General features: G+C 65.9%; 18 protein-coding genes. 9 read left to right on the top strand and 9 right to left on the bottom strand.

Features of this window, described 5'->3' with window-relative positions; translation table 11 throughout:
- Nucleotides 1-11 precede the first annotated feature (11 nt).
- From KAK11_RS01655 to KAK11_RS01635, 5 genes are read left to right on the top strand one after another with little or no spacing between them, the layout of a single operon-like run.
- The gene (locus KAK11_RS01655; protein ID WP_210805494.1) at nucleotides 12-2,087 is read left to right on the top strand and encodes a two-component system sensor histidine kinase NtrB; all 2,076 of its coding nucleotides are present in this window, start codon (nucleotides 12-14) and stop codon (nucleotides 2,085-2,087) included.
- A complete protein-coding gene (locus KAK11_RS01650; RefSeq protein ID WP_246498197.1) occupies nucleotides 2,084-2,740 on the top strand; it encodes a response regulator transcription factor in 657 nt (218 codons plus the stop codon). The genes KAK11_RS01655 and KAK11_RS01650 overlap by 4 nt, the downstream gene beginning before the upstream one ends.
- A 46-nt stretch (nucleotides 2,741-2,786) precedes the next feature.
- On the top strand, nucleotides 2,787-3,752 hold the full coding sequence (gene thiL, locus KAK11_RS01645) for a thiamine-phosphate kinase (protein WP_210805492.1): 966 nt from the start codon (nucleotides 2,787-2,789) through the stop codon (nucleotides 3,750-3,752).
- Nucleotides 3,749-4,318 (top strand): phosphatidylglycerophosphatase A family protein, encoded by a 570-nt coding sequence (locus KAK11_RS01640; RefSeq protein WP_210805490.1) that lies wholly within the window; start codon nucleotides 3,749-3,751, stop codon nucleotides 4,316-4,318. Before thiL ends, KAK11_RS01640 begins: the two co-directional genes overlap by 4 nt.
- Nucleotides 4,319-4,336: 18 nt before the next feature.
- Complete coding sequence (locus KAK11_RS01635; RefSeq protein ID WP_210805488.1) at nucleotides 4,337-4,876, top strand: CinA family protein; 540 nt, start codon at nucleotides 4,337-4,339, stop codon at nucleotides 4,874-4,876.
- Here KAK11_RS01635 and KAK11_RS01630 read toward each other — a convergent pair.
- A complete protein-coding gene (locus KAK11_RS01630; protein ID WP_210805486.1) occupies nucleotides 4,819-6,951 on the bottom strand; it encodes a putative bifunctional diguanylate cyclase/phosphodiesterase in 2,133 nt (710 codons plus the stop codon). The two genes, KAK11_RS01635 and KAK11_RS01630, sit on opposite strands and share 58 nt — an antisense overlap.
- Before the next feature lie 197 nt (nucleotides 6,952-7,148).
- Here KAK11_RS01630 and KAK11_RS01625 point away from each other — a divergent pair, with 197 nt between their 5' ends.
- Nucleotides 7,149-8,099, top strand: a complete 951-nt coding sequence (locus KAK11_RS01625; protein ID WP_210805484.1) for a 2-hydroxyacid dehydrogenase — start codon at nucleotides 7,149-7,151, stop codon at nucleotides 8,097-8,099.
- Between the two features lie 70 nt (nucleotides 8,100-8,169).
- On the opposite strand, the gene holA is transcribed toward KAK11_RS01625, so the two are convergent.
- From holA to leuS, 3 genes are read right to left on the bottom strand one after another with little or no spacing between them, the layout of a single operon-like run.
- The gene (holA, locus tag KAK11_RS01620) at nucleotides 8,170-9,258 is read right to left on the bottom strand and encodes a DNA polymerase III subunit delta (RefSeq protein WP_210805482.1); all 1,089 of its coding nucleotides are present in this window, start codon (nucleotides 9,256-9,258) and stop codon (nucleotides 8,170-8,172) included.
- A 9-nt stretch (nucleotides 9,259-9,267) separates the two neighbouring features.
- A complete protein-coding gene (locus KAK11_RS01615; protein ID WP_210805480.1) occupies nucleotides 9,268-9,774 on the bottom strand; it encodes an LPS-assembly lipoprotein LptE in 507 nt (168 codons plus the stop codon).
- A 2-nt stretch (nucleotides 9,775-9,776) separates the two neighbouring features.
- Nucleotides 9,777-12,488 (bottom strand): leucine--tRNA ligase, encoded by a 2,712-nt coding sequence (leuS, locus tag KAK11_RS01610; protein ID WP_210805478.1) that lies wholly within the window; start codon nucleotides 12,486-12,488, stop codon nucleotides 9,777-9,779.
- A gap of 62 nt (nucleotides 12,489-12,550) precedes the next feature.
- Between leuS and KAK11_RS01605 the strand changes: the two genes are divergently transcribed.
- Both KAK11_RS01605 and KAK11_RS01600 read left to right on the top strand, forming a co-directional pair.
- Complete coding sequence (locus tag KAK11_RS01605) at nucleotides 12,551-14,575, top strand: PEP/pyruvate-binding domain-containing protein (RefSeq protein ID WP_246498195.1); 2,025 nt, start codon at nucleotides 12,551-12,553, stop codon at nucleotides 14,573-14,575.
- Nucleotides 14,576-14,644: 69 nt separating this feature from the next.
- Nucleotides 14,645-15,583: an Ig-like domain repeat protein gene (locus tag KAK11_RS01600; RefSeq protein ID WP_210805476.1), complete on the top strand. Its 939-nt coding sequence runs from the start codon at nucleotides 14,645-14,647 to the stop codon at nucleotides 15,581-15,583.
- A gap of 3 nt (nucleotides 15,584-15,586) precedes the next feature.
- Here KAK11_RS01600 and KAK11_RS01595 read toward each other — a convergent pair whose 3' ends face one another.
- The 4 genes from KAK11_RS01595 to KAK11_RS01580 are packed head-to-tail and all read right to left on the bottom strand — an operon-like array spanning nucleotide 15,587 to nucleotide 18,028.
- Nucleotides 15,587-16,006 (bottom strand): ExbD/TolR family protein, encoded by a 420-nt coding sequence (locus tag KAK11_RS01595; protein ID WP_210805474.1) that lies wholly within the window; start codon nucleotides 16,004-16,006, stop codon nucleotides 15,587-15,589.
- Between the two features lie 5 nt (nucleotides 16,007-16,011).
- A complete protein-coding gene (locus tag KAK11_RS01590; protein ID WP_210805472.1) occupies nucleotides 16,012-16,659 on the bottom strand; it encodes a MotA/TolQ/ExbB proton channel family protein in 648 nt (215 codons plus the stop codon).
- Nucleotides 16,656-17,474: a 4-hydroxy-tetrahydrodipicolinate reductase gene (gene dapB / locus KAK11_RS01585; protein ID WP_210805470.1), complete on the bottom strand. Its 819-nt coding sequence runs from the start codon at nucleotides 17,472-17,474 to the stop codon at nucleotides 16,656-16,658. The genes KAK11_RS01590 and dapB overlap by 4 nt, the downstream gene beginning before the upstream one ends.
- Nucleotides 17,474-18,028, bottom strand: coding sequence for an outer membrane protein assembly factor BamE (locus KAK11_RS01580; RefSeq protein WP_246498194.1), 555 nt, complete (start codon nucleotides 18,026-18,028; stop codon nucleotides 17,474-17,476). The genes dapB and KAK11_RS01580 overlap by 1 nt, the downstream gene beginning before the upstream one ends.
- Before the next feature lie 148 nt (nucleotides 18,029-18,176).
- Between KAK11_RS01580 and fur the strand changes: the two genes are divergently transcribed.
- Nucleotides 18,177-18,647 carry a ferric iron uptake transcriptional regulator gene (gene fur / locus KAK11_RS01575; protein ID WP_210805468.1) on the top strand — a complete coding sequence of 157 codons (471 nt, stop codon included), beginning with the start codon at nucleotides 18,177-18,179 and terminating at the stop codon, nucleotides 18,645-18,647.
- On the opposite strand, the gene hprK is transcribed toward fur, so the two are convergent.
- Complete coding sequence (hprK, locus tag KAK11_RS01570) at nucleotides 18,601-19,557, bottom strand: HPr(Ser) kinase/phosphatase (protein ID WP_210805466.1); 957 nt, start codon at nucleotides 19,555-19,557, stop codon at nucleotides 18,601-18,603. The two genes, fur and hprK, sit on opposite strands and share 47 nt — an antisense overlap.
- Between the last annotated feature and the right edge of the window lie 16 nt (nucleotides 19,558-19,573).

The following is a 19,573-nucleotide window of genomic DNA, read 5'->3' as shown; positions in this document are numbered from 1 at the left end:
ATGGGGTGCCCATGACCGACCTCTCCTCTCTACTGGACATCCGCCGCCTCAGACGCCGCCCGCGCTGGCTGCTGTGGGTGGCCTTGGTCGCCTTGCTCGCCGTGGCCCAGACTTGGCTGGTGCGCCTGACCTTGGAGCATGAGTCCAACCGCGCGCAAGACCGAGCCGAGTCGGTGGCCTCGGCCGTCGCCTCTGAAATGCGGCGCGCGACCCAGCGTGCGGTGCAAGCTGCGCAATCGCTGACTTGGAACGACCCACCCCTGGCGCAATGGCATTACGACGCTGAGGCCATGCTCAAGCAGCGGCGCGAGATGCTGCGCTTGGAATGGCGCGACGCTGCCCTCAAGACCTTAGATGCCTTGGACAGCCCGCTGGAGGGCGCTGTGTTTGCGCAAATGCGCCGCAGCGATCAAGAGGTGGAGATGCAAGCCGCCTGCGCCTTGGCGCTGCGCACCTCCTCACCGGTGCTGTCGCGCTCCTACTTTGTGCCCCAGCAGGCCGGCCATGGGCTGGAGGTGCTGGACTTGTGCATTCCCACCCAGGTTCAAGGCGAGCTCAAGGGGTTTGTGGTCGCCACGTTGAGCCTGCCCTCGCTCTTGGACAGCGCGGTGCAGAGCTTCGGTGTGACCGAGCACGAAGTCTCCTTGGTGGAAGCCGATGGCACTCGCCTGGCCCGTTCTGGCGCCCAGCGCGGCACAGGCATCTACCAGGCCACGCGCTTGGTGGATGTTGCTGGGCCGCCTTTGCTGTTGCGGGCGGATGCTGTTTATGGCCGGCCCGGTTTGATCCCCAACCTCACCACGGCCCTGGTGCTGGGCTTGTCCTTGGTGCTGTTCGCCTTGGTGGTGTTACTGGCGCGCGATGTGCGTCGCCGGGCCCGGGCCGAGTTGGCCTTGGCCGATGCCTTGGCTTTTCGTCGCGCGATGGAGGACTCGCTGGTCACCGGTTTGCGTGCCCGCGACCGTCAAGGCCGCGTTACCTATGTCAATCCGGCTTTTTGTGACATGGTGGGCTTCAGTGCCGAAGAGATCATCGGCCAGACACCGCCCCCTTATTGGCCGCCCGAACATGTCGAGGAATACCAGCGCCGCCAAGCTGATCGACTGAACCCCGAAGTGACCGATCTGGCGACCCAGCGACAAGGCTTTGAGACGCTGTTCATTCGCAAAAGCGGTGAGCGCTTTCCGGTGATGATTTATGAGGCCCCGTTGCTGGACCGCGTCGGCCACCATGCGGGCTGGATGAGTGCGGCCTTGGATGTGAGTGAGCAGCGCCGCATGGAAGAGCGCTCGCGCCAGCAGCAAGAGCGCTTGGCGGCCGCCGCCCGCTTGGCCAGTGTGGGCGAGATGGCCACGCTGCTGAGCCATGAGTTGAACCAGCCGCTGGCCGCCATCGCCAGCTACGCCACGGGGTCTCTCAACCTGCTGGACGACCCAGACATGCCGCCCAGCATGATCAAGCAAGCGCTGGAGCGTATTGCCGAGCAGGCTGAGCGCGCTGGCCGGGTCATCAAGAGCGTGCATGGTTTGGTGCGGCGGCGCGAGCAGGCCAAAGAGCCCATTACCGCGGACTTGCTCATCGAGTCCGTCATGCCCCTGGTGCGCCTGCAGGCTCGCAAAACAGGCACGCGGCTGGAGGTCCAATGCCCCAAGCCCGCTCCTCGGGTGCTGGCCGACCGCACCATGGTCGAGCAAGTGCTGCTCAACCTGACCCGCAATGGCTTGCAGGCCATGGACGGCAAGGTCGATGTGACCGAGCGCGTGCTGCTGCTGCGCGTGACCCAAACTCATGAACGATGGGTGCGCTTTGCGGTCATCGACCGCGGGCCGGGTATTGCGCCAGAGGTCGCTGCCAAACTGTTCACGCCCTTTTTCACCACCCGTGAAGAGGGCATGGGCTTGGGCTTGTCGCTGTGCCGTACCGTGATTGAGCAGCATGGCGGTGCCTTGGACTTCGACACGGCGGCGGCGGCAGACGGCGGCGGCTGCGAATTTCGATTCACCCTGCCCGTCCCTGAGCCTCAACGCCCGTCGCCAGCCCTGGCGACTGCCACCGATTCACAGCCTCCCGAGGAGCCTCGCTCATGACAAGCACATTCGGCCTGCCCATGGTCTATCTGGTGGATGACGAGGACGTGGTGCGTGATGCCCTCGGCTGGCTTTTGCGCTCGCGCCGCTTGCTCTCTGAGGGTTTTGCCAGCGCCGAAGCCTTTGAACAATTGTTGGACCAGCGCCTCCCCGGGGGAGCCCAAGATTTGGGCTGGCCGTCCGCGCCATCATGCCTGCTGCTCGATGTGCGCATGCCGGGCATGAATGGCTTGGCGCTGTTTGACCGACTCATCGAGCGCGGCTTGATCGAGCGCTTGCCCGTGATCTTTCTGACCGGCCATGGCGACGTGCCCACGGCGGTGCAAACCGTCAAGCGCGGGGCCTTTGACTTTGTCGAAAAGCCCTTCTCGGACAACGCGCTGGTGGACAAGGTCGAGCAAGCCCTGGCGCGCAGTGAGGCGGCACTGCGCTTGGTGCGCAGCAAGACCGCAGTGCAGCAGGCTTTGGCCGACCTGACCGACCGTGAGCGCGAGGTCATGCACTTGGTGATCGCGGGCAAGCCCAACAAGCTGATTGCCGATGACCTGCAGATCAGCGTGCGCACGGTGGAGGTGCACCGCGCCCGCGTGTTTGACAAGATGGGTGTGAAGTCGGCCGTCGAGTTGGCCAACAAGGTGCAGGGTCGCGAGTAAGCACTCATGTGCGCTGCCGCTGCGGCAAGGCGCGACAATCGGCCCCATGGCCCTTGGTGAATTCGATTTGATTGCCCGCTACTTCAAGCGCCCCGTGAAACGGGCGGCGCTGGGCGTGGGCGATGACTGTGCCCTGCTGCGCCCGACACCGGGGCAGCAGTTGGCGGTGTCCACCGACCTCTTGGTCGAAGGCCGCCACTTCCTGTCCACTGTCGCGCCCGAGCGGCTGGGCCACAAGGCCTTGGCCGTCAACTTGAGCGACTTGGCGGCCTCGGGCGCCAGCCCGCTGGCCTTCACGCTCAGCTTGTCCATGCCCCGGGCCGAGGAGCGCTTTCTGGCGCCCTTTGCACAAGGGCTGCTGGCGCTGGCCGATGCCCACGGCATCGAGTTGGTGGGCGGCGACACCACGGGCGGGCCGGTGCTGTGCATTGGCATCACGGTGATGGGCGAAGTGCCACCGGGCCACGCGCTGTTGCGCAGCGGCGCCCGAGTGGGCGACGAGATCTGGGTCAGCGGCCATTTAGGTGATGCACGGCTGGCGCTGGAGGTGTTCCGCGGCAGCCTCAGCCTGACGGGCGACGCGTTTGACCACGTGCGGCGAGCGATGGAGTGCCCCACGCCGCGTGTCGAATTGGGCCTTGCGCTGCGCGGTATCGCCAGCTCGGCGATTGATATCTCGGACGGCCTGCTGGGTGATCTGGGTCATGTGCTGCGCGCCTCCGGCGTGGGGGCTGAGCTGGACTTGGCCGCCTTTCCCCGCTCCGCCATCTTGGCCGCACAGTCAGACGATTGGCAGCGCACCTGCTTGCTGACGGGCGGTGATGACTATGAATTGCTCTTCACGGCGCCTGCAGAGCGACATGAGGAGGTGCTGCTGTCCGCGGCAAGCGCGTTCACACCCGTTCATTGCGTGGGGCGCGTCGTGGCGCCTGAGCGAGGGCTGGTGGTGACGCAGCGTGGGACGCCCGTTGACCTGGCGGGTCTGTCCGCGTTTGACCACTTCAAGTCATGAGCGCGCCCTTCAGTGACGCTGAGATTGTGCGGGATGAGCATGGCCAGACGGCCCCGCGTCGCGCCAGCGCCCGGCTGATGCTGTCGCATCCGCTGCACTGGATCTCCTTCGGTTTTGGCAGTGGCTTGGCCCCTGTGGCCCCTGGTACGGTGGGCACGCTGTGGGCCTGGGCCTCCTTCCTGGTACTGGACCATTGGCTTTCCGATCTGCAATGGGCCGGCGTGTTGGCTGGCGGCCTGCTGCTGGGCTGGTGGGCCTGTACGCGGACCGCGCAAGCCATGGCCACGGCCGACCCCGGCGCCATCGTCTGGGATGAGGTGCTGGCTTTTTGGCTGGTGTTGTGGATCGTGACCCCGGCCGGCTGGTGGACCCAGTTGGTCGCCTTTGCCTTGTTCCGCTTGTTTGATGCAGCCAAGCCGGGGCCGGTGCGCTGGGCGGACGGCCTCTTCAAATCCAAGCCCGGTCAGACGCCGGGCTGGGCCCAAGGCTTCGGCATTCTCTTTGATGACCTGGTGGCCGCCCTGTGCACCTTGATGGTGATGGCGCTGTGGCGCTCTGCCAGCTGACTTTGCCTCGGAGCCGCCATGCACCTGCTGACCGCCGAAGTCCAGAACAATCTGGCGACTTTGCTGCCTGAGCTGGCTCAAGCCCTGCGCCTGCGGGGGCAGCAGTTGTGCTGTGCTGAAAGCTGCACCGGCGGGCTCATCGCCGCTGCGTGTACCGAGCTGGCCGGCTCCAGCGATTGGTTTGATCGCGGCTTTGTGACCTACAGCAATGCTGCCAAGGTGGACCTGCTGGGGGTGCCGCAGGCCTTGCTGGAAGCCCACGGTGCCGTCAGTGACCCGGTGGCGCGCGCCATGGCCGAAGGCGCGCTCTTGCGCAGCGCGGCGCATTGGTCGCTGGCGGTCACGGGCATTGCCGGGCCGGGCGGTGGCACGGCCGATAAACCGGTGGGCACCGTGTGCTTTGCATGGGCGCATCGCCCAGCGCTGGGCGGAGCGGTGACGCTGCGCTCAGAGCGCCATGTGTGGCCTGGGGATCGACAGGCCGTGCGCTCGGCCACGCTTCAGTGCGCTTTGGGGCGTTTGCGCGCTTGGCTGGGCGAGTTGCCGGGTTCGATATAGCCGGGTGCCAGCATGGCTGCATTGGCGGCCACTTTGGGTGCCGCTGGCAAGCCGCCACCAATGCTCCAGGTGGGTAGCGGCCAGGGGGGCTCTTTCAGGGCGGCTTGAGGCTCGCCAAACAGATAGCCCTGCTGCAGCGGGCAGCCCAGGCGACCCAGCATGTCGCGCTGGCTGGTGGTCTCCACACCTTCGGCGATCACCTCCCAGCCCAAGCCTCGGCCCATGCGCACCATGCTGGCCACCATCTTGCGCGACAACTCGTTGTCTTCCATGCTTTGCACAAAGGTCGGGTCCAGCTTGACTCGGTTGGGCTGCAGGGCCATCAGGCGAGTCAGCGAGAACATGCCCGAGCCAAAGTCGTCGATGACCAGCCCCACACCCATCTCGCGCAGAGCGCGCACTCGCTCGTCGGTGTGTTCGGGGTCGGACATCAGGGTGGCTTCCGTCAGCTCCACTTCCAACTCGCCCGGCTCGACTCGGTACTTCTTGAGCGCAATGCTCAGCGTCTCCAGCCAGTCTTCATGGCGGAACTGCGCATCCGACACATTGATCGCAATGCTGCCCGGGAAGCGGCCTTGGCCTTTCCACGCCGCTACTTGGGCGCAAGCCAGATCAATGGCGCGCGCGGCCAGTTGATGCAGCACGCCGGCCTTCTCGGCGCGCCGAATGAACTGCGAGGGTGTGAGCAGGCCGCGATGCGGGTGACGCCAGCGCATCAGTGCTTCGGTGCCGGCGGATTGACCCGTGCGTGTGTCCACCACAGGGTGGTAGAACATCATCAGCTCTTGGCGCGTCAGCGCGTGCTGAATCTCCGTGTCCGTCTCGTCGTTGATGGGCGCGGGCATCGCCTGCACATCGCCGTCGCGGTAGAGCGCGTAGCGGCCACGGCCCATGGACTTGGCGCGGTACATGGCTTGGTCGGCATGGCGCAGCAGGTCGTCGAAGTCTTCGCCATCGCGCGGGAAGCGGGCCACGCCAATGGTGGCCGAAATACGCACCTTGGTGCCCACAGCGTCAATCACCACGGGCTCTTCGATGGCGTGGATCAGTCGCAGGGCGGTGTGGGCGATGGCCTCAAAGTTTTGGGCTTGCGGCAGCAGGGCCACGAACTCGTCGCCACTGAGACGCCCGATGATGTCGGACTCGCGCGCGGTGTCGCGCAGGCGCTGGCTGATGCACAGCAAGAGGACATCGCCCGCCGCGTGGCCGTGGGCATCGTTGATTTGCTTGAAGCGGTCCAGGTCGATGAACATCAAGGCCATGGTGCCGCGGCTGCGCCGAGCCACTGCTTGGGCATGGTCGTACAGCTCTTTGAACAGCCGGCGATTGGGCAGGCCCGTGAGCTGGTCATACATGGCCAGACGGCGCAGCTCGATATTGCTGTTTTCCAGCTCGCCCACCAAATCAGCGATACGGCCGCTGGCATGGTTGAGTTGCTGGCCAAGCTCACCAATCTCGTCAGCGCGCTTCCAGCGCAGGGTCGTGGCTTCCTCGGCATTACGGCCGGGCGCAGCCAGGGCCATGGCTTGGTGCTTGAGGCGGCGCAGCGGGTGCAGCAGCAGCAGGCTCATCACCGCCAGCATGGCCAGGGTGCCCAGGGCCAGTTGCAGCCCGACCAGGCGCCACATGGCCCAGCGCCGCTCTTGCAGCAGGGCCGTTGGCAGGCCGGGCTCAAAGCCGACACGTAGCGTCGCCGGCGAGGTGGCGGGCATATTGACCGCGATCTCCGCCCAATAGAGCTTCAGTCCGCTGGCGCAATGCGAGGCATACCGAGCGGGGCCGGGCGGGCGGCTCAGGCCGCGGTCCAGCTCAATGGCGCAGACATCGGGGTGGGCCAGCAGCTTTTGCAGCCACGGCTCCAGCGCGTCTTGGCTGGGCAGTGTTTCCAGGGAGGCCGCGGCTTGGTTCAGGATGTCGTGCCGATAGGGCGCGCCCAAAGCTGGGTCGGTGCCACTGCTGAGCTTGGGCTCCAGGGCGACCAAGAACAAGGCGGGCACGACAATGCCTGCGACGATGATGCTGATCACTGTCGCGCGCAAAGACCACTTGATGGGCCGCTTGCCGCCTTTTGCCAACGGTCTCTCCACTGTGTGCGCTCTGTGGCGCGTTATGAGGCAGGACTGCTCCAACAGTCCCCATGACTCTGTCTTCGTCGAGTTAGCATTCTCTCGACTGAGCCCTGCTTTGGGCAAAGTTTGACGCCAACGTCGCTCGCTAGCGTTGTCTAAACATCAACGAAACTGTGAATTTTGCCCGTCAAGCCGGAAGCTCCATGAAGATTTACCTTTTGGGCAGCATGGATGCTGCGTCGCTGCAGGACTGGCAAAAGCATCTTCAGGCCGAAATGCCTGAAGAGCAAGTTTTGACCACCTTGGCGCCTGAACAAAATGCAGAGATCGACGTGGCTGTGGTGGCGAATCCAACGCCAGGCGCCTTGCGAGAGCTGCCAAGCCTGCGCCTGATCCAGTCCTTGTGGGCAGGGGTTGATCGCTTGGTGGCCGATGAATCATTGCCCATAGGGGTGCCGGTATGCCGCATGGTAGACCCGCACATGAATGTGGCCATGGCCGAGACCGGCCAGTGGGCGGTGCTGGCCCTGCATCGCGGCTTTTTCCGCTATGCCCGCCAGCAAGCGCAAGCCTGTTGGCAGCCGCTGACGCAACGGCGGGCTGATGAGGTGCGGGTCTTGGTGCTGGGCTGGGGCGAGATGGGCCGCACCCTGGGCATGCGACTGAAGGGCATGGGGTATCGGGTGGCCGCCTGGCGAATGGGCACGCGCAGGGACACAGCCTCCGGCGCGCACGGGGTGACGCTTCATGAAGGGCCGCTGGCGCTCCGGTGCGCTCTGGCCGAGGCCGATGTGCTGATCAACCTGCTGCCGCTGACGCCGATCACCCGGGGGCTGCTCAATGCCAAGTGTTTTGATGCTCTGCCGCGCGGCGCAGCGGTGGTCAATCTGGCGCGCGGGGCCCATCTGGTGGAGGCTGATCTTTTGGCGGCGCTGGACTCAGGCCATCTCTCTCATGCTGTGCTCGATGTCTTCGCCACCGAGCCCTTGCCGGCTGACCACCCGTTTTGGCGGCGTCCCGACATCACGGTGCTGCCGCACGCCGCTGCCCAAACCGACCCGCGCAGTGCAGCGGCTGTGGTGGCCGCCAATGTGCGGGCTCTCCGAGCGGGCGAGCCGCTGCAGCATGTGGTGGATGTGGCCCGGGGCTATTGAGGAGCACGAGACGCGGCGCCTCAGTGCGTGAGGTCCGCTAGGACTGACCCGTGGCTCGCCCCGGTTTGGCTTAGAGCGCGCTCAGCGCCAACTTGCCCCGACCGGGTTCACGCGGTGCCAAGGCATCCAGCGTCAGCAGCAGCAAACGGCGCAAGCCGTCCCAGGCGTCTTCGGGCCAGTCCGGGTGGCGCAGGCCCTTGACCAAGCCGTCGCAGACGCTGGCGGCGGCCACCAAGCGGGCCAGCTGAGCGCCGCTGGTCTGCGGCAGCACACGCTCAAATGCGCGTTCCTTATCGCCCCAAACCCGGGCCTCGCGCAGCGCCATGGGCAGGGGTTTGCCGCCGTCCATGGCGTCGCGGGCGCGCTTGAGGGCGCGGATGTCCTCGGCCAGCGTCCAGTGCACCAGCACGGCGGCCTCGCCCTCGGCTTTGAGGCCGTCGAGCATGCGCAGCGCGCGCTCGGTCTGGCCGGCCAGCACGGCAGCGCCGAGCTGGAAGACGTCATAGCGGGCTACATCCAACACGGCGGCCTGAATCTGTTCAAAGCTCAGCGGCCCGGCCGGATAGAGCAGGGCCAGCTTTTGCAGCTCTTGGTGGGCGGCCAACAAATTGCCTTCGACCCGATCCGCAAAGAAAGCCAGGGCCTGTTGGCCGGACTCATCATGGGCCAGGCTCTGGCCTTGAGCCTGCAGGCGCTGGGCAATCCAGCGCGGCAGTTGCGCCCGCTCGATGGGGTCGATGCGCAGCGTGATGCCGGCGCGGTCCAGCGCGCTGAACCAGGCGCTTTGCTGCTGCTGCCTATCCAGCTTGGGCAGGTGCACCAGGGTCAGCAGGCTGTCGGACGAGGCCATCTCCGCATACTGCTGCAGCGCGGCCGAGCCCTCTTTGCCCGGCTTGCCGCTGGGGATGCGGATCTCCATCAACTGCTTGTCGCAGAACAAGCCCATGGACTGCGAGGCACCGAGCACGCCGCTCCAGTCAAAGTGGGCGCCGCTGACGGTGAACACCTGTCGGTCGCTGTAGCCTGCCGCACGGGCGGCCGCACGGAGCTGATCGGCAGCCTCTTGCGCCAGCAGGGGCTCATCGCCCCACAAGGTGTAGACGGCCTTGAGCTCACCTTTGGCCAGATGGGCGGCGAGCTGTTCAGGGCGCAGTTGCATGGGTGGCGTTCAGCGGGCAGGCGCGACGGTCGCGGCCATGCGCAAGAGCTGGCGTGCCAGGTCGTCGCGCATCTCCAGCAGCAGGGCGTCTTGCTCCACCTCTTTGGCCAGTGCGGCGGTTTCAATCGTGCTCATGTCGCGCGTCTGTTCCAGCACGGTGTCGGGCAGCAGCAGCTTGCCTTGGCCCGTGCTGAGGCTGAAGCGTAGGCTGACGCGCAAGCGAAACTCGCGCACTTGGCCGGCCGCAGTGGACGAGACCACGCTGCGCTCAAAGCGGTCGTCCCGCGCACTGATGAGCAACTCGGCCTGGGCGGGGCTGGTGACCACGCGCACCTCGCGCGGCAAGGCGCGGCGCACGGCGGCGGCCATCTCGGACTGCGGTGCAAAGCCTTGCAAGGCCACGCTGCGCACGCCCAGTGGAGGTGGGGCCTTGAGCGCAAAGCCACAGCCCGACAGGCCGAGCGCCGCCACGGCAGCGGCACACAGCAGTGAGCGTCGGGTGTGCAAGGCGTTCACGCTCAGACCACCACGTTGACCAGGCGGCCCGGCACCACCACGATCTTCTTCGGGGCCTTGCCTTCGGTGAACTTTTGCAAGTCGGCCGAGCTGGCCAGCAGGGCCTGGGCTGCGGCTTCAATGGCGGCCTTGTCGGCGCTGGCGGGCACGGTGAGCGCACCGCGCAGCTTGCCGTTGATCTGCAGCACCAGCTCCAACTCGTCTTGCACCAAGGCGGTTTCATCGACGGCGGGCCAGGCGGTATCCAGCAAGTCGCCCTGGCGGGCGGCAAAGCCCAGCTCAGACCACAAGGCATGGCCGATATGCGGGCAGGCGGGGTAGAGCGCGCGCAGCAGGATGGAGAAGCCTTCGCAGACCACGGCTTGGTCGCCCGCATCCGCGCTGGCCTTGAACTCCTCCAGCGCATTGAGCAGCTTCATACAGCCTGACACCACGGTGTTGTACTGCATGCGTTCATAGTCATGGCTGACCTGCTTGAGCACCAGGTGCACCTCGCGGCGCAGGGCCTTGGCCTCCTTGCTCAGCGGCGCTTGGCTCAAGTCGCCGGCGGTGGCGGCTTGCAAGGCCTCGCGGCGCTGGGCGGCAAAGTTCCAGACGCGCTTCAAGAAGCGGTGCGCACCTTCGACGCCCGAGTCGTTCCACTCCAGTGTTTGCTCAGGCGGGCTCGCGAACATCACAAACAAGCGGGCCGTGTCGGCGCCGTAGGTGTTGATCAGGTCCTGCGGGTCCACGCCGTTGTTCTTGGACTTGGACATGGTGCCGATGCCCTGGTAGTCCACGGCCGAGCCGTCGGTCTTGAGCTTGGCGCCGATGATCTTGCCGCCCTCGTCGTGCACATGCTCCACTTCGTGCGGCCAGAAGTACTCGATGCCGCCCTGCGCCGTCTTGCGCGAGTAGATGTGGTTGAGCACCATGCCCTGCGTCAGTAGCTTGGTGAAGGGCTCGCTGATGCTGACCAAGCCCAGGTCGCGCATGACCTTGGTCCAGAAGCGCGCATAGAGCAAATGCAAGATCGCATGCTCAATGCCGCCGATGTACTGGTCCATGCCGCGGTGCCCGGCGGCATCGGCGCTGCCCATCCAGTACTCGGTACCGGCGCCCACCATGGCTTCGGTGTTGGTGGGGTCGCAGTAACGCATGAAATACCAAGACGAGTCGATGAACGTATCCATCGTGTCCGTCTCGCGGCGGGCCGGCTTGCCGCAGCAGGGGCAGGCCACGTTCAAGAAGGCCTCGCACTTGTTCAGCGGGTTGCCGCTGCCGTCCGGGATCAAGTCCTCCGGCAGCACCACGGGCAAGTCTTTCTCGGGCACCGGCACGGCGCCGCAGGACTCGCAGTGGATGATGGGAATCGGCGTGCCCCAGTAGCGCTGGCGGCTGATGCCCCAGTCGCGCAGGCGCCAGGTGGTTTTCTTCTCACCCAGGCCCTTGGCAGCCAGCAATTCGGCGACCTTGGTGACGGCGGCCTTGTGGGCCAGGCCATCAAGCACGCCAGAGTTGACGCAGACGGCGCGCTGCTTGTCGCCGTACCAGTCGGCCCAGGCGTCGGTGGAGAAGGCTTCACCCTCGGCGCTGACCACTTGCTGGATCGCAATGCCGTACTTCTTGGCAAAGGCAAAGTCGCGCTCGTCGTGGGCAGGCACGCCCATCACCGCGCCGTCGCCATAGCTCATCAGCACATAGTTGCCCACCCACACGTCCACGGCCGCGCCGGTCAGCGGGTGGGTCACGCTCAGGCCGGTCTTCACGCCCTTTTTCTCTTGCGTGGCCAGCTCAGCCTCGGTGGTGCCACCCTGGGCGCATTCGGCGATGAAGGCCGCCACCTCGGGCTGGCTGGCAGCGGCCAGCGCGGCCAGCGGGTGCTCGGGGGCCACCGCGCAGAAGGTGACGCCCATGATGGTGTCGGCGCGGGTGGTGAAGACGTAGAGCTTGCCGTCCTGGATCAGTTGGCCGTCAGCGCCCTTGATCTGGTGCGGGAAGGCAAAGCGCACGCCCTCGGACTTGCCGATCCAGTTCTCCTGCATCAGGCGCACGCGCTCGGGCCAGCCGCTGAGGTAGTTCGGGTCTTCCGGGTTGGCCACGGCCGAGAGCAGTTCTTCGGCATAGCCCACGATGTTCAGGTAGTAGCCGGGGATCTCGCGCTTCTCGACCACCGCGCCCGAGCGCCAGCCCTTGCCATCAATGACCTGCTCATTGGCCAGCACGGTTTGGTCCACCGGGTCCCAGTTGACGACCTGGGTGCGGCGCACGGCGATACCCTTTTCCAGCATCTTCAGGAACAGCCATTGGTTCCAGCGGTAGTAGCTGGGTTGGCAGGTGGCGATCTCGCGCGACCAGTCGATGGCCAAGCCCATGGCCTGCATCTGGCCCTTCATGTAGGCGATGTTGGAATAGGTCCAGGCCGCCGGTGGCGTCTTGCCCTTCATCGCGGCGTTTTCCGCCGGCAGGCCGAAGGCGTCCCAGCCCATGGGCATCAGCACGTTCATGCCCTTCATCCGCAGCTGGCGGGTGAGCATGTCGTTGATGGTGTAGTTGCGCACATGGCCCATGTGCAGCTTGCCGCTGGGGTAGGGCAGCATGGAGCAGGCGTAGAACTTGGGCCTGAGCTGACCATGGCTGTCGCGTGCGTCTTCAGTGACGCGGTAGGCGTCGGCAGCGTTCCAGTGGGCTTGGGCCGCGGCTTCGACCTCGTTGGGGGCGTACTTGTCGTTCATGGGCCGATTATCGCGGAGGCGCTGGCATCATCCCGGCTCACGGACAACAAAGGGAGGATGGCATGCGTGCTGGGAGGGGGATGCGCTGGGCGCTGGGCTTGCTGGGGCTGTGGAGCAGCCTGGCTGGGGCGCAACTCGGGCAAAAGCCGTCGGGCTATCGGCCGCAGAGCCCTGCGGGGGCGGCGGCCGAGCCGCGACTGGCCGACAGCTTGATGGCGCTGCCGGGCCGGCCCGTGCGGGCCCCACGGGCCGATGCGCTGCCTGGCTGGGTGTTTCGCCTGGGCAGCCGCGCCGAGTTTGACCAGATGGCGCGCGTCTATGACGCCGGCACACCGCTGGCCTTGCCGCACCTCATTTTTGCCATCGACAGGGGCCAGGCCGACAAGGTCTACTTCATCCACTCGCGGCGCTTTCAGTTCCATGAGCAGTTCCTCAAGGCGCGGGACCACGTCAGCGAATTTGCGCGGGCGAGCTTGAATGACAACTACCGCTCGCCCCAGCGCCGCTACCTGTTTGGCACGCTAGCCTGGCGGGCGCAAGCCAAGGCCTGGGCCTATGAGTTTTGGGAGGGCGATCAGCTCACCCCCGAGTTACTCGCGCTGGCCAACAAACGCTTGGGCGAGCAGTTCTTTGCGCCCCTGGTCTTCAAGCCCAATTCGGCCGCGCAAGAGGCGGTCGGTCAGGGCCTGAAGCTGGCGCTGCTGACCCAGGCCGAGGTGATCTCCCAGCAAGGCTTTCTGCCGCTCAACCTGGGGCAGGCCGTGGGGCGGCTGAGGGTGCTGGCACCAGGCCAGCCCTTGGACGACTTGGAGCCCGATGACATCGCCCTGCTGCAAGAGGTGCCGCTGAGCCTGCCGCCGGTGGCGGGCGTTCTCACCACGCGGCCGTCAACGACCTTGTCGCATGTGAACCTGTTGGCCAAGGGCTGGGGCATTCCCAATGCCTATGTGCGCGAGGTGGCCGACTGGCTGGCGCTGGATGGCCAATGGGTGCAACTCAGCGTGCAGCGCACCGGGGTCACGCTGCGGCCCAGCACGGCCGAGGCACGCACCGCCGTGCGGCGCCCTGGCGCACCCAAAGTCTGGCCTCAGCCGGACCTGAAGCGCACGGCGCTGCTGCCTCTGGGCGAGATGCGCGCGGTAGACCGTCAGCGCTGTGGCAGCAAGGCCGCCAACCTGGGCGAGTTGACTCATGCCTACAAGCGCGGGGCCTTGAGGGGCGTGGCGCCGGTGCCGGACGGCTTTTGCATCCCATTTGCCGACTTTGCGGCCTTCATGGCCCAGCCCGAGGCCCAGCAGGCCTTGCGGGCGGCACAGGCTGAGCCGGGCTTTGCCCAGAGCCGCCAGGTGCGCGCACGCGCCTTGGCGCAGCTGCGTGAGGCGCTGGTGGCGCTGCCCTTGCCGGACGGGCTGGCGGCCCGCTGGCAGGCCACATGGCAGCGCCAGTTGGCGGGCGATGGCGTGTTTGTGCGCAGCTCGTCCAACTCCGAAGACCTGCCTGGTTTCAGTGGGGCAGGGCTCTACACCACGGTGCCGAATGTGAAGCAGGCTGATGCGCTGCCGCTGGCGGTCAAGACGGTTTGGGCCTCGGTGTTCAATGCGGAGGCTTGGGAGGCGCGGCGGTGGCACGGCGTGCCGCACGACAAGGTGGTGATGGGGGTGCTGGTGCAGCGGGCCATTGATGCCCGCGCATCCGGTGTGATGCTCACCGTCAATCCGTTCGACCCGGCGCAGTCGGGGGTCAGCTATGTGTCCGCCAAGCGCGGCCTGGGCATTCGGGTGGTGGAGGGAAAGCGCCAAGCGGAGCAGGTGCTCTACGTCAAACGCAGCAATGCGATCCAAGTCTTGAGCCGGTCGGACGACCCAGTGGCGCTGTTGCTGGACGCGCAAGGCGGCGTGCGCGAGCAGGCTGTCGAGCCAGGCCGTGCCGTCTTGAGCGACGACCTGGTGCGCCAGTTGGCCCGCACGGGCGAACAGGTGCGCAGCCTCTTGGGCCACGGGCCTCAAGACATCGAATGGGCCACTGACGCTGAAGGGCGCATCGTGCTTCTGCAGGCACGCCCCTTTGTGCAAGGCAGCCTAAAGTAACGCTGACGATAATGGCCTGCCCGTGCATCGACACGGGCCATGACATACACCAATCAAGAGGAGTGAGCGATGAATGTTGCCGATACGGTGCGTGCTGCCCTGCTGGGGGCGCTGTGGGGCAGTGTGGGGGCGGCTTGGGCCGCTGGCCTCCAAGTGGCCAGGGTGACGCCGTCGTCAGTGGTGGATGCCACGCCACCGGCCGTGACCCAACTCAGTGTCACGGGCCGCTTAGATTTGGACCAGCCCTTGCAGCAGGTCCGTATCAAGCTCAGTGCCCAGGACGATGTCTCGGGCCTGCAAGGCGTGTGGCTGAGCTTCAAGTCGCCCTCGGGGGTCAGCCAAGTGCGTGTTCAGGCTGATGTGGCTGCTCAAGGGCTGGTGGCGAGAGATGTCGCGCTGTCGCTTGGCATGGGCAGTGGCCAAAACGGGCAGAGCGTGATGCCTTGGGCGCAGGCCGGGCGTTGGAGCTTGGCGGAGCTGACCGTGCACGACATGGCCGGCAACACGCGGGTCTATGGGCCTGCTGAGATCGCTGCGGCGGGCTGGGACGCCCAGTTCTCGGTGGTGAACCCGCATGTGGACCTTCGGCCACCCGTGTTGGATCGCGGGGAAATCTTGACGCCGGTGCTGTCCTTGGCGGACCGCATTCCGGGCACCACGTTGCCGCCCTTGGTGCGGGTCCGATTGGACGTCAGCGACCAAGGCAACACGGCGCTCTCGGGCTTGCAGCAAGCCACGCTGCAGTTGTGTCGTGTCGGCTCTGCCTGCGCGACGAATGACACGCTGGAATTACGCTATCAAAGCAGCGTGACGGGGCAGGGGCGCAGCTCGGTGCTGATGAGTGGCCTGATGGACCCCGTGAGCCAACGCCTGGGTGACTACGCGATCAGCTCACTCACGCTGTATGACCATGCCGGGAACAGCACGTGGATGGCCACCAAGGCACAAGGTGGCAAGACCAATTTCTTGAAGTTCTTCCCGTCGGTGACGGTGACCATCCTGCCTTGAGACTCAGGGCGCTTTGGCCTCAGCCACAAAGCCGATGCGCGTGAGCCCGGCTTGCTGCAACAGGCCGATCAGCTCCGCCACCTTGCCGTAAGGGGCGGTGCTGTCGGCCCGCAGATGGACCTCGGTGGCGGGGTTCTTTTCGGCGGCCTCTTTGGCTTTTTGGCGCAGCTCGTCCAGGCTGCTGCGCTGCTCGCCAATGAAGAGGCGGCCTTCGCGGTCCAGCCCCACGGCCAGCACGGCGGCGGCCTCAAGGGGCTTGGCGCCGTCGGCTTTGGGCAGGTCCAGGCGCAGGCTGCTGCTCATCAGCGGTGCGGTGACCATGAAGATCACCAGCAGCACCAGCATCACGTCGATCAGCGGCGTCATATTGATGTCGCTCATCGGGGTGCTGGGCCGGGGGCGCTCCAATCTGCCAAAGGCCATGATGCTCAGCGCCCGTCCAGCGCCAGTTCGCGCAGATCATGGGCGAAGCCTTCGAGCTCAGCCTCGCACTCGTTGATCCACTTGCCGAACAGGTTGTAGGCCAACACGGCCGGAATGGCCACGGCCAACCCTGCGGCCGTCATGATCAAGGCCTCACCCACGGGGCCTGAGACGCGCTCCATCGTCATGCCACCGCCTTCGGCCAAGCCCATCAGCGCGTGGTAGATGCCCCAGACCGTGCCGAACAGGCCAATGAAAGGCGAGGTGGCTCCGACCGAGGCCAAGAACACCTGGCCCAATTGCAAATGGCCCAAGCTGCGGTGCAGGGCATCGCGCAGGCGGCGGGTCAGTTGGGCCTCGGCTTTGGCGCTGGCTTGCAAGGTGCCCGCCGCAGGCGTTTCCAAGGCGGCCAGCACCAGGGGGCTGAGCACGCCTTCACGGTCCAGGGCCGCCAAGCGGGCTTGGCCTTCGGCCAGACTGGGGGCTTGCCAGAACGCGGCCACGGCACGCTGCGCGTCTTGGCGCGCGCGGCGTAGGCCCCAGGCCTTCCAGAGGATGACCACCCAAGCGCCGATAGACATCAGCAGCAGGGTGATGGCCACGGCGCGCCCAATGGCGTCACTGGCGCCCCAGAACGCGGTCAGGCCGTTCATGCGCGCAGGCCCAGCACGTCTTGCATGTCGTACAGGCCGGGGGCGCGGCCTGCCAAGAAGCGCGCGGCACGCAAGCTGCCTTGGGCAAAGGTGACGCGACTCGACGCCTTGTGGGTGATTTCAATGCGCTCACCGATGCCGGCAAACAGCACGGTGTGGTCGCCCACCACATCGCCACCGCGCACGGTGGCAAAGCCAATGGTGGACGGGTCGCGCTCGCCGGTCACGCCTTCGCGGCCATAGACGGCGCAGCTGCTCAGGTCGCGGCCCAGGGCGGCGGCCACCACTTCGCCCATGGCCAAGGCGGTGCCGCTGGGGGCGTCGACCTTGAAGCGGTGGTGGGCCTCGATGATCTCGATGTCGTAGCCTTCGTTGAGCGCACGGGCCGCTTGGTCCAGCAGGCCCAACACCACGTTGACGCCCACGCTCATATTGGCCGCCATCATGATGGGGATGTCTTTGGCGGCTGCGCCGATCTCGGCCTTCTGCGCGGCGCTGAAGCCGGTGGTGCCAATGACCATGCCGATGCCGTGCTGGCGGCAATGGGCCAAATGGGCCAGCGTGCCTTCGGGGCGGGTGAAGTCGATCAGCACTTGGCTCTGTGCCAGACCTGCAGTCAGGTCTGACTGGATGCGGACCTGGCTTTCCCGGCCCAGCCACGCGGTGGCGTCGGCGCCCAGCGCGGGGCTGCTGGGAATGTCCAGGGCCCCAGCCAGAGCGCAGTCTGGGGCCGCCACCACGGCTTCAATCAGCATGCGGCCCATGCGGCCGGAGGCGCCCGCAATGGCGATGCGCAAAGGCGCTGCAGCACTCATCACAAGGGCTCCAGCGGCGGGTAGGTGCGGGCCGCGCCCTTGGGCTGATCGGCATTGCTGGCGACCCGAGGTGCGGGGGCAGGCAGCGCGGCTTTTTCTTCGTCCGTCAAGGCCAGCTTGGGCTCTTTGTCGGAGCGCGAGGGGCGGCTGATGGAGGCCACAAATTCGCGCTCGGTGGGCAGCTCAGGCGCGGTCAGGGTCTTGACGCGATCGCCGTCGAACTCCACCACCACGGTGCGCTGCTGCGGTGCGGTGCCTTGGCGGCGCATCGTGAAGACGTAGTCCCAGCGTTGGGCATGGAAGGGGTCGGCCAGCATGGGCGAGCCCAGCACGTCGCGGACCTGGGTGCGGCTCATGCCGGGCTTGATCAAGTCCGCTTGCTCCCGCGTGACCACGTTGCCCTGCACGATTTCAACGCGATAAGGCGTGATCAGGCTGGTGACACCGTCGCTCATGGTGTTGGAGAACTGGGCGCAGCCCGTCATGGCCAGCAGGCCCGCAATGGCGGCGGCGGATCGAAGCCACAAAGCGGCGGATCGAGATGAACACAGCATGGAGGAGGAGCCTCGGTGATCAGCAAAAAACCCGTGGCCCAAGAGGCCACAAAGCGCAGACAGATAGGCAAGCTGCAAGCAGGCTGGCTATCATGCGGCGATTCTAGCGGCGGCGCCTGGGCGGTGCGGCCGGTGTTCAGGACTCCTCATGACCCATGTTGACGAACTCAAGAGCAGCGGCTTGAAGGCCACTTTGCCGCGCATTCGCATTCTGGAAGTGTTCCAGAGAACTTCGCAGCGGCACATGACGGCGGAAGACGTGTTCAAGGCCTTGCTGGCCGAGCAAGCCGACATTGGCTTGGCCACGGTGTACCGGGTTTTGATGCAGTTTGAGCAGGCGGGGATCCTGTCGCGCAGCCACTTCGAGTCGGGGAAGTCGGTGTTCGAGCTCAACGAGGGCGAGCACCACGACCATTTGGTGTGTTTGACCTGCGGGCGGGTGGAAGAATTCTTTGACCCCGAGATCGAATCCCGGCAGCGGGAGGTGGCGCAGAGCCGGGGCTTTGCCCTGCAAGACCACGCGCTCTCACTCTACGGCCATTGCACCAAGGCCCACTGCGAACACCGTCCGACTAAAAATCTTGGCCAGACGCCATCGCGGCCTGGTGGCGGCGAATGAACTCCTGATAGGTGTCGATGCCGCGCAATTGCAAAATAGTGTTGCGCACCGCGGCTTCGACCAAAACGGCCAAGTTTCGGCCCGCATCCACCGCAATCACCACTTTGCGAATGGGGATGCCCAAGATCTCGTCATAGAGCGGCTCATAAGGCAAGCGCTCAAACTCGCGCTCCATGGTCTCTTTGCGCACCAGATGCACGATGAGCTTGAGCCGCATCTTGCGGCGCACCGCGGTCTCGCCAAAGATGGCCTTGATGTCCAGCAGGCCGATGCCGCGCACCTCCAGCAGGTTCATCAGCAGGTCGGGGCAGCGGCCTTCGAGGGTGGTTTGTGAGACGCGGAACAAGTCCACCGCATCGTCCGCCACCAAGCCGTGGCCGCGTGAAATCAGCTCCAACCCCAACTCGCTTTTGCCCAGGCCCGATTCGCCGGTCAGCAGCACACCCATGCCCAGAATGTCCATGAAGACACCGTGGCGGGTGGTGCGGTCGGCCAGCAGTTGGCTCAGATAAGACCGGACCAAGTCGATCACATGGCCGGCTGAATGCTCGGTGGTGAACAGCGGGATCTCGGCCCGGTCGCACATGGCCACCAGTTTGTCCGGGGCCTTCTCACCGTCGGCCACGATGATGACCGGCGGCTCCAAGGTGACGATACGCTGGATGCGGCTCTCTTGGGTTTCGGGCGGGCAGTCTCGCAGATAGACCACCTCGCGGTGGCCCACCAACTGCACCCGATAAGGGTGGATGTAGTTGAGATAACCCACCAAGTCGGCTGCCGAGCGCGCTTCGCGCATGGCGCTTTCGTCAAAGCGCCGCTCGGGGTGGGCATGGCCAGCGATCCACTCCCAGCGCAGGGTGGACTGGTGTTCTTCAAACAGCGCTTCAGCGCTGATGGAAATGGCCTTCACGGGGGTGGGCCTGGGT

It is taken from the genome of Ideonella paludis (assembly GCF_018069865.1).
Lineage (GTDB): Bacteria > Pseudomonadota > Gammaproteobacteria > Burkholderiales > Burkholderiaceae_C > Ideonella > Ideonella paludis.
This window is presented reverse-complemented; position numbering and strand designations above follow the sequence as displayed.

Excerpts from the sequence above, each read along its gene's own strand:
- KAK11_RS01655 (WP_210805494.1), top strand. The coding sequence starts at position 12 with ATGACCGACCTCTCCTCTCTACTGGACATCCGCCGCCTCAGACGCCGC.
- KAK11_RS01650 (WP_246498197.1), top strand. The coding sequence starts at position 2,084 with ATGACAAGCACATTCGGCCTGCCCATGGTCTATCTGGTGGATGACGAG.
- thiL (WP_210805492.1), top strand. The coding sequence starts at position 2,787 with ATGGCCCTTGGTGAATTCGATTTGATTGCCCGCTACTTCAAGCGCCCC.
- KAK11_RS01640 (WP_210805490.1), top strand. The coding sequence starts at position 3,749 with ATGAGCGCGCCCTTCAGTGACGCTGAGATTGTGCGGGATGAGCATGGC.
- KAK11_RS01635 (WP_210805488.1), top strand. The coding sequence starts at position 4,337 with ATGCACCTGCTGACCGCCGAAGTCCAGAACAATCTGGCGACTTTGCTG.
- KAK11_RS01625 (WP_210805484.1), top strand. The coding sequence starts at position 7,149 with ATGAAGATTTACCTTTTGGGCAGCATGGATGCTGCGTCGCTGCAGGAC.
- holA (WP_210805482.1), bottom strand. The coding sequence starts at position 9,258 with ATGCAACTGCGCCCTGAACAGCTCGCCGCCCATCTGGCCAAAGGTGAG.
- leuS (WP_210805478.1), bottom strand. The coding sequence starts at position 12,488 with ATGAACGACAAGTACGCCCCCAACGAGGTCGAAGCCGCGGCCCAAGCC.
- KAK11_RS01605 (WP_246498195.1), top strand. The coding sequence starts at position 12,551 with ATGCGTGCTGGGAGGGGGATGCGCTGGGCGCTGGGCTTGCTGGGGCTG.
- KAK11_RS01600 (WP_210805476.1), top strand. The coding sequence starts at position 14,645 with ATGAATGTTGCCGATACGGTGCGTGCTGCCCTGCTGGGGGCGCTGTGG.
- KAK11_RS01595 (WP_210805474.1), bottom strand. The coding sequence starts at position 16,006 with ATGGCCTTTGGCAGATTGGAGCGCCCCCGGCCCAGCACCCCGATGAGC.
- KAK11_RS01590 (WP_210805472.1), bottom strand. The coding sequence starts at position 16,659 with ATGAACGGCCTGACCGCGTTCTGGGGCGCCAGTGACGCCATTGGGCGC.
- dapB (WP_210805470.1), bottom strand. The coding sequence starts at position 17,474 with ATGAGTGCTGCAGCGCCTTTGCGCATCGCCATTGCGGGCGCCTCCGGC.
- KAK11_RS01580 (WP_246498194.1), bottom strand. The coding sequence starts at position 18,028 with ATGCTGTGTTCATCTCGATCCGCCGCTTTGTGGCTTCGATCCGCCGCC.
- fur (WP_210805468.1), top strand. The coding sequence starts at position 18,177 with ATGACCCATGTTGACGAACTCAAGAGCAGCGGCTTGAAGGCCACTTTG.